Below are 7123 nucleotides of genomic sequence, written 5' to 3' on the forward strand. Positions count from 1 at the left end.
CCCTGAGCCAGCTCATCGGCCAGACGCTTGGCTTCTTCCAGCACCTTTTCGGGAGGCACGACTGCGGTGGCCAAGCCCAGATCGAGCGCCTCCTGGGCCGACACCGGGGTGTTGCGCATGAACAGCTCTGTCGCCTGTCCCATGCCGACGAAGCGGGGTAGAAAGAAAGTGGAGCTGGAGTCCGGGCTGGCTCCAATACCGAGAAAGGCGGTCACCAGACTGGCCTTGTCAGACATGATCCGAAAATCGCAGGCCAGGGCCAAGCCCAGTCCTCCGCCTGCGGCCACACCGTTCAGGGCGGCAATCACCGGCTTCTGAATCTCACGGACCAGGCTGATTGCCGCGTGCAGCATGGGCATCATCTTCTCGAAGCTGGGGCCGATCGTGTGGGTTTTCAGCTCGCTGACAAAAAACTTGATGTCCCCGCCACCGCTGAAGGCCCGGCCGTTGCCGGTCAGGATGGCCGCCCGGACGTCGCTATCATCGGCGCACTCCTGGAGGCGTTGACGCAAGCCGACCGACAGCTCGGTGTTCATGACGTTGAACTGGTCGGGGCGGTTGAGGGTAATCGTGGCCACCTGGCCTTGGCGTTCCAACAGGACGGCGTCTCCCATCGTGTTCTCCTTTTGCGCGTCGGCGTCCCGCTTGACTGGCCGGACAGGATCACCGAACATGTTCTGGCTCTGATCCCATATAGAATTCTGGTTGCTAGCGAAAGAGAGGAGCCGCGTATGCCGGTCAAACAAACCACCCCGCCTCAAGCCTACCAGACGCTCAGCAGTGATCCGTCGGTCATCTATCTGGACGTGCGGACCGATGAGGAATTTACCGCCGGCCATCCCGAGGGCGCGATCAATATTCCGGTCATCTTTTTTGATATGGCGACCCGCCAGCCGAGTCCGAACCCGCATTTTCAGGCGGTTGTCGAGGCCAATATCGCCAAAGGGGTGACGGTCATTGTCGGCTGTCAGGCCGGCGGACGTTCCCAGCGCGCTGCCGAGATCATGCAGCAGGCTGGCTACAGCGATGTGACCAATATGCAGGGTGGATTCGGGGGTGGGCAGACCCCGACCGGGCAGGTGATAGCGGGCTGGCGCGACGTTGGGCTGCCGATCAGTGCCGATAACGGCGACGGGGTCAGTTATGCCTCGCTGGCCGCCAAAGCCGGACTGGCGTCGTAAAGCTAAACCCGGCCCGTGCGTCTTTTACGTCCTTACTTGAAAGAGACCTCTTGACGCTGTCCCCGGGCTTTGTTGGTGATGACCAATTTGTCCTGGTCTGTGGCCTGTAACTGGGCGTTCGCGTTCAACAGCTCAATGCCGTGCACCGTCCCATCCGGGGCGAGGTCGATATTTAACTCGTCGCTGATGTGCAGCGTCTCGACCTGGGCGGTCCTCTCGTGCAGCTGTTAGGTACGCGATGTTGTAGCGTGGGTCATAGGTCAGTTTCATACCGTCCTTTGCTCCGCTACTCGGCCAGACAGTCCTTGATCGCCCGGTCAATAAAATCGGTGTCAACCGGGTTGATCCCAGCCCCGCAGAAGTGACCCCAGATGGACGGCACGGTTTTGAGGATGGCGTTCGGCATGCACTCCACCTCTGCCGCGCTGTCCTCGGGCGGAAAATACAAGTCGGTCTGGCCCGGCATGACGACCGCCCGGGCGGTGATTGAAGCCAGCGCCTGTTTATGATCGCCGCCGAAGCCGGGCGTCTCCCCGACATTGTGTGTCTGCCAGGTCTTGGCCTGAGATAACAAATCGTTGGCGTCGCACTGCAAAAAGAAGGTCTCCCAGAAGCGGACCAGAAAATCCTCGACGCTGGGATGTCCGATCTGTCTATTCAACTCCTGGCGATACCAGGCCTGGGAGAAGCCCCAGCCGGCGTACACCCGGGCCATGGCGCGCAGCCCGCGATCCGGCGCGGTGTCATATTCGCCGCCGTTCCAGGCCGCGTCGGCCTTGAGGGCCGAGGTGAAGCCCTCGATAAAAACGTGGGTATGGGGCGTGGTCCGTGCCGCGCCGCACAGCGGCACAATCCGTTCCACCATGTCCGGGTGGCTCACCGCCCACTGGAAGGTCTGCTGGGCGCCCATTGAGAAGCCGGCGACCAGGGCCAGCTTTTCGATACCCAGCTGGTCGCGGACCAGCCGGTATTGGGCGGCGACGTTGTCCCGGATGCTGATGGCCGGAAAGTGCGGGCCGTTCAGCGGCGCGGGCATGGTGCTGGGCGACGAGGACAGCCCGTTGGCGAACATATTGACCGTAATAATGCAGTAGCGGGTCGGGTCCAGACAGCGATCCGGCTGGATGAGAAACTCGTAGCCGGTGTGGTTGCCGCTGTACCAGGACGGGACCAGGATGGCGTTGCTCTTCTGGGCGTTCAGCTCGCCGTAGGTCTTGTAGGCCAGCTTGGCATCGGGCAGGATCCGACCGCACTCCAAGCGAAAATGTCCGAGTGAAAAGAGATTATAGTCCGGCATGTTTGCCTCCTACGAACTGTTCTTGGTTGTGCGGCTCGCCGCCAACGAATGTATTGTCCTGGACCTTGCTTCACCGTATTTTCTGACGTACCCGTCTCAGCCTGCCGAAGGACTAATCCGTAGCGATATCCATCCAGCAATGCTGTCAGTTCAAACCAGAGACATGTTGTATTCTGCGAGAGGAAAACTGATTCTCTTCTTGATGTGGTTCCGATGCCTCGCGATTGCTTCCAGACGTTTATAGACGGGTGCGTCGAAGTATTGTTCATGGCACCGAGTGCACATCCAGGCTGGAGCATTGTCCACATAGGTCGTTCGGCCTTTGAAGTGAAACCTGGCTCGGACGAGTCCATACTCCACTTTTCCGTCGCAGAATTCACACGGGTCTCGGTCTGTCACGATTGTTCCTCTGCATATCCTAAGGCCCGCAAGTACGCCTCGACCGCCGCCCGCAGCCCCATGTCCAGGGCGTCACAAATCAGGGCATGGCCGATCGACACTTCGAGCAGGCCGGGTATATGTCGCGCAAAATACGGCAGATTATTCAGATCCAGATCGTGCCCGGCGTTCAGCCCCAGCCGGGCCGCCCGGGCCGTCAGGGCGGCCTGACGGTAGGGAGCAAAGACGCGGTCGCGTTGCGGAGTCCCGAACAGCCGGGCGTAGCCTTCGGTGTACAGCTCAATCCGGTCCGCGCCGAGGTCTTTGGCCCGTTGGACCTGCTCGGTATCGGGGTCGAGAAACAGGCTGGTCCGAATGCCCTCCTCGGTCAGCCGTTTCAGAATAGCGCCCAACCAGCGTGTGTCGCCGTGCAGCTTCCAGCCCTGGTCCGAGGTCAAGACCTCGGGATCGTCCGGCACCAGGGTACACTGGGTCGGCCGCACCGCAGTCACCAGTTTCAGCAACTCGGGCGACGGGTAGCCCTCGATATTGAACTCGACCGTCTGTCCGGCCAGCAGCGCCCGCAGGTCGTGCACGTCCTGGTACCGGATATGACGACCGTCCGGGCGCGGATGCACGGTGATGCCGTGACAGCCGGCCTCGATACACGTTTGGGCGGTCTGGACGACGTTTGGGCGGTCGCCGCCCCGGGCGTTCCGCAGGGTGGCGATTTTATTGACGTTGACGCTGAGTTTGACCATGGTCCGAATCTGACTGCGTCTGCCCTCTCAGGCCGCTTCAGCGACGGCTTGTGGGAGGACCGTGTGTCTCAAGAGGGAAGGTGTCGTCCTTCGGCATGTTGACTGGTGACACGTTTCTTCTTCGGTGTATTATGTCTTTCTGCCCCAAGATGCAAAGGGGAAGGATAGCAGCATGGACTCATATCTCCACGAAGTAACGCGGCGGCTGGTGGCCTGGAACACGGTCAGCAGCAACTCCAACGCTCCAGCCATGGAGTATCTGGGCGAACAGCTTGAGGGGCACGGTTTTCGGGTGTCGCTGCAACGGACCGAGGTGGCCGGCGCCCAAAAAGTCAACCTGCTGGCGTGCGCCGGGCCGCCCGAACCGGACGGGTTGATTATTTCCGGCCACGTGGACACGGTGCCCTTTGAGAACCAGCCGGGCTGGACCCGTGACCCGCTGCGGCTCGAGATTGAAGACGAGCAGGTGTACGGCCGGGGTGCCTCGGACATGAAGGCGTTCATCGCCCAGTGCGTGGACGCCGCAGCCCGGCTCGATCTGAGCAGGCTGGCCCGCCCGCTGGTGTTTGCGTTCACGGCCGACGAGGAGGTCGGCATGCTCGGCGCCGAGCGGCTGCTGCCGGACTTGCCGACAGCCCTGGGCGAGCTGCCCCAGCCCCGCCTGGCCTGGATCGGTGAGCCGACCTCGGGGCAGGTTTTTCACACCCACAAAGGCATCGGCCTGGTGACGATCACAGTCCACGGCAAAGGCGGCCACAGCAGCGTCCCGGAAAAAGGAGCCAACGCCATCGCGGTGGCCGGCCGGGTCATCGAGGCAATCGGCCGCTACCAGGCCGAGCTGCGGTCCCAGCCCTCGGCCGAGTTTGCCGGCCTGTTTCCCGAGGCGCCCTACACCAGTTTCAATTTCGGGCTGATTCGGGGCGGCACCGCCGGCAATATGATTGCCGAACAGTGCAGCCTGTTGCTCAGCTACCGCCCGCTGCCGCGCACCGATCCGAGCGCGATCTATGAGGAGATTGTCCGCCGGGCTCAGGCGGTCGATACCCGCGACTACGGCTCTGCGCTGCGGCCGACGGTCGAGGTCGGTGAGCCCTTTATTGCTCCGCCGCTCTTGTCGCCGCGTCACACCCCGCTGGAACGGGTGTTGTTTGCCGAGTTTAAGGCCGCCACCAGCGGTGGCGCGCCGTTTGGCACCGACGGTTGCCAGTTCGCCCGGGCCGGCATCGATTCCTTGATTTGCGGACCCGGCGACCTCGACCAGGCCCACCAGCCGAATGAGAGCATCCGCCGCGAGGCTTTCGAGCACGGGCCCGACCATATCGTGTCCGTTATTCATAAAATGTGTGTGGACTGACCGGCGGTCTGAGGAGAGCGACATGAAAGCCAGGGTTGCCATTTTCAGTGGAGCCATGCAGGCCATGGAGTTTCGGGAATACTCCCTCCCCGAGGTGGGCCCGGACGATATGCTGGTCAAAATCCACCGTGCCAATATCTGCGGGTCTGACCTGCACCTGTGGCGTGGCGATGGGCCGGGTATGCCCAGCGACCGGGCGGTGGTGTCCGGACACGAGATGGTCGGCACGCTCTCCCGGCTGGGCAGAGACGTGCGCCGCGACTGTCTGGGCCAGCGTTTGGCCGAGGGCGACCGGGTGGCCTACACCTACTTTATTCCGTGCGGCACCTGCCCGGCCTGTCTGCACGGCTCCTCGGCCTGTCCCAACCGCTACCGCCACTGGATGCGTGACGCGGATGAGGCGCCGCATTTTCGCGGCGCCTACGGCGAGTATTATTATCTGCGCCAGGGCCAGACCGTGTGCAAGGTCCCGTCCGAGCTGAGCGATGCGGCGGTGTCGCCGGTCAACTGCGCGCTGTGCGAATCCTTGTACGGTCTGGATCAGGCTGGCTTACAGCTCGGCGATACGATCGTGATTCAGGGGGCGGGCGGGCTGGGCCTGTACGCCGCAGCCCTGGCCAAGGACATGGGCGCGGCCCAGGTCATCGTCTTTGACCGCCTGCCCGACCGCCTGGCCCTGGCCAGAGAGTTCGGCGCAGACATTACGGTCAATATCGACGAACTTGACCACAGGGCGCGTCGCGAACTGGTGTTTGACCACACCCGGGGACAGGGCGCCGACGTGGTCGCCGAGTTTGTCGGCGCCCCACACGCCGTGGACGAGGGAGTCCGGCTGCTGCGTCAGGCCGGCCGCTATTTCTGGGTCGGCAATATCACGCCCGGCCCCCAGTCCAGCCTCGACCCCGGAACTGTGGTGCGGGGCGGTCACACGATTCGGGGTGTGACGGTCTATGAGCCGTGGGTGCTGCCGCGCGCCCTGGACTGGCTGGCGCGACGCAAAGACGCCTATCCGTTCGAGCGGATTATTTCGCATACCTTCCCCTTTGCCGAGATTAACCGCGCCTTTCCGTTCGCCAATGACGGCGGGGCGATTCGGGTGTCGCTGGAGATGTGAAGACGGTCTGTCACAGGAGGACAAGCATGAAGTTTGCACTGATGGGAGTTGGTAGCGGGTCGACGGTCCGCCCCGATGTTCTGGCCGAGGTGGCCCGGAAGGGTGAGGAACTGGGCTTTGAGTCGGCCTGGATTCCGGAGCACCTGGCCGTGCCGGTGGAGATGAAGGCCCGCTATCCGGGCTCGGCCGACGGCACGTTTCCCGGCGGACCCGGCGTGGCCCTGCACGACCCGTTCGTGGCCCTGTCGTTTGTGGCCGCTCAGACCACACGGCTCAAGCTCGGCACCGGCGTGTTTGTCCTGCCCCTGCGCAACACTATCAGCGTGGCCAAGGCGGTGGCCAGTCTGGACGTGCTGTCGCAGGGCCGGGTGCTTTTCGGGATTGGCGTCGGCTGGTGTGAGGAGGAGTTTGACGCCGTCGGCATGCCGTTCACAAACCGGGCCGGCCGGACCCGGGAAGCGGTCAGGGTCATGCGGGCGCTGTGGACAGAGGACACGCCCGAGTTTGACGGTAGGCATCACCGCTTTCAGCCGGTCGGCTTTAATCCCAAACCGGTCCAGAAACCGTATCCGCCCCTGATCTTTGGCGGCGAGAGCCGGGCGGCGCTCAAGCGCACCGCCGAACTGGCCGACGGCTGGTGCGGCATCCGCTACACCCCGGACAGCGTCAAGCCCTATCTGGCGACTCTGAAAGAGCTGACCGAACGGGCCGGCCGTAACTTTTCCCGGCTGGAGATTACGGTCGGGCTCGACCCCAGCGTGCAGCCGACGCTCGACACGGTCAAACGTTTTGAGGACGCCGGCGTACACCGGCTGTTTGCTTTTTCTCCGGGCTGGATGCGCCGCTCGCGTTTTGCCACCGACCTGTATCCGGCCATGGAACGCTTTGCCGACGAGGTGATGGCGAAGATGTGATGATGTGAAGATGTAAGGAGCACGACATGACCTCAGCCTCTCTCCCCCGCCGCCAGTTCCTGAAAAGCGCCGGTCGGCTGGTCGCCCTGGCCGCCCTGGCCGGACCCCGCTCTGTTCCCCAGGT

The 7123-nt window shown here is 63.1% G+C and carries 8 protein-coding genes and 1 pseudogene (1 of these 9 running past the window's edge); 4 read left to right on the forward strand and 5 right to left on the reverse strand.

The window, feature by feature from the left end; all coding sequences use genetic code 11:
* Nucleotides 1-839, reverse strand: the 5' portion of a protein-coding gene (locus J4F42_20035) for an enoyl-CoA hydratase/isomerase family protein (protein MCE2487810.1). 145 nt of this gene lie to the left of the window's left edge; the window shows 839 of its 984 coding nt (coding positions 1-839); the start codon lies at nt 837-839; its stop codon lies beyond the left edge, outside the window.
* On the opposite strand from J4F42_20035, the gene J4F42_20040 reads away from it, so the two are divergent.
* Complete coding sequence (locus tag J4F42_20040) at nt 732-1181, forward strand: rhodanese-like domain-containing protein (protein ID MCE2487811.1); 450 nt, start codon at nt 732-734, stop codon at nt 1179-1181. The two genes, J4F42_20035 and J4F42_20040, sit on opposite strands and share 108 nt — an antisense overlap.
* Before the next feature lie 32 nt (nt 1182-1213).
* Here the strand turns inward: J4F42_20040 and J4F42_20045 are convergent.
* From J4F42_20045 to J4F42_20060, 4 genes and pseudogenes are all read right to left on the reverse strand, one after another.
* A pseudogene (locus J4F42_20045) lies at nt 1214-1451 on the reverse strand (DUF2283 domain-containing protein).
* A gap of 16 nt (nt 1452-1467) precedes the next feature.
* Nucleotides 1468-2478 carry an alpha/beta fold hydrolase gene (locus J4F42_20050; GenBank protein ID MCE2487812.1) on the reverse strand — a complete coding sequence of 337 codons (1011 nt, stop codon included), beginning with the start codon at nt 2476-2478 and terminating at the stop codon, nt 1468-1470.
* Between the two features lie 150 nt (nt 2479-2628).
* The gene (locus J4F42_20055; protein ID MCE2487813.1) at nt 2629-2877 is read right to left on the reverse strand and encodes a YgiT-type zinc finger protein; all 249 of its coding nucleotides are present in this window, start codon (nt 2875-2877) and stop codon (nt 2629-2631) included.
* Nucleotides 2874-3617: a pyridoxine 5'-phosphate synthase gene (locus J4F42_20060; protein ID MCE2487814.1), complete on the reverse strand. Its 744-nt coding sequence runs from the start codon at nt 3615-3617 to the stop codon at nt 2874-2876. The genes J4F42_20055 and J4F42_20060 overlap by 4 nt, the downstream gene beginning before the upstream one ends.
* A 172-nt stretch (nt 3618-3789) precedes the next feature.
* On the opposite strand from J4F42_20060, the gene J4F42_20065 reads away from it, so the two are divergent.
* Genes J4F42_20065 through J4F42_20075 form a run of 3 tightly spaced genes read left to right on the forward strand, consistent with a single transcriptional unit; the run spans nt 3790 to nt 6999 of the window.
* Nucleotides 3790-4971, forward strand: coding sequence for a M20 family metallopeptidase (locus tag J4F42_20065; GenBank protein MCE2487815.1), 1182 nt, complete (start codon nt 3790-3792; stop codon nt 4969-4971).
* Between the two features lie 22 nt (nt 4972-4993).
* On the forward strand, nt 4994-6085 hold the full coding sequence (locus J4F42_20070; GenBank protein MCE2487816.1) for a zinc-binding dehydrogenase: 1092 nt from the start codon (nt 4994-4996) through the stop codon (nt 6083-6085).
* Nucleotides 6086-6111: 26 nt separating this feature from the next.
* Nucleotides 6112-6999 (forward strand): LLM class F420-dependent oxidoreductase, encoded by an 888-nt coding sequence (locus J4F42_20075; GenBank protein MCE2487817.1) that lies wholly within the window; start codon nt 6112-6114, stop codon nt 6997-6999.
* Nucleotides 7000-7123: the final 124 nt, after the last annotated feature.

Source organism: Desulfurellaceae bacterium, from assembly GCA_021296095.1.
Classification (GTDB): Bacteria; Desulfobacterota; Binatia; order Bin18; family Bin18; genus JAAXHF01.

Excerpts from the sequence above, each read along its gene's own strand:
- J4F42_20040 (MCE2487811.1), top strand. The coding sequence starts at position 732 with ATGCCGGTCAAACAAACCACCCCGCCTCAAGCCTACCAGACGCTCAGC.
- J4F42_20050 (MCE2487812.1), bottom strand. The coding sequence starts at position 2,478 with ATGCCGGACTATAATCTCTTTTCACTCGGACATTTTCGCTTGGAGTGC.
- J4F42_20060 (MCE2487814.1), bottom strand. The coding sequence starts at position 3,617 with ATGGTCAAACTCAGCGTCAACGTCAATAAAATCGCCACCCTGCGGAAC.
- J4F42_20065 (MCE2487815.1), top strand. The coding sequence starts at position 3,790 with ATGGACTCATATCTCCACGAAGTAACGCGGCGGCTGGTGGCCTGGAAC.
- J4F42_20070 (MCE2487816.1), top strand. The coding sequence starts at position 4,994 with ATGAAAGCCAGGGTTGCCATTTTCAGTGGAGCCATGCAGGCCATGGAG.
- J4F42_20075 (MCE2487817.1), top strand. The coding sequence starts at position 6,112 with ATGAAGTTTGCACTGATGGGAGTTGGTAGCGGGTCGACGGTCCGCCCC.